This is a genomic window from Bilifractor sp. LCP19S3_H10 (assembly GCF_052119185.1).
Taxonomy (GTDB): domain Bacteria; phylum Bacillota; class Clostridia; order Lachnospirales; family Lachnospiraceae; genus Bilifractor.
On the sequence record NZ_JBQKFT010000081.1, the window covers coordinates 1 to 367 of the forward strand.

General features: G+C 40.6%; 1 tRNA gene. It reads left to right on the forward strand.

Annotated elements, in window-relative coordinates:
• Window positions 1-17: 17 nt before the first annotated feature.
• Window positions 18-91: transfer RNA gene (locus ACTQZS_RS15510), tRNA-Ile, on the forward strand.
• Window positions 92-367: the final 276 nt, after the last annotated feature.

The window sequence follows — 367 nt, forward strand, 5'->3', positions numbered from 1 at the left end:
TGCATCAAAACAGAAAAGGGCTTATAGCTCAGCCGGTTAGAGCGCACGCCTGATAAGCGTGAGGTCGGTAGTTCGAGTCTACTTAAGCCCACTTGGACTTAAGAAATTAAGCCCAGAGGTCAGTACATACTGATCAGATACGTACCTTGAAAACTGAATACACAAACGATTCCAAAAAGAAATCCAAAGCACAATCGAAAAATCAAAATATTTTGAAATTGTTCACGAAGATAGGAAGACATCCGAGGCGTTGCAAAGGAAGCAGAAATGATTCCGATGAACGTTTCATGGATAACATTCTTTTGCCGGAGTGTTATCCGAAATGCAATTTATGCAAAATGTGTTTTCAGGTCTACGCTAAGATCTG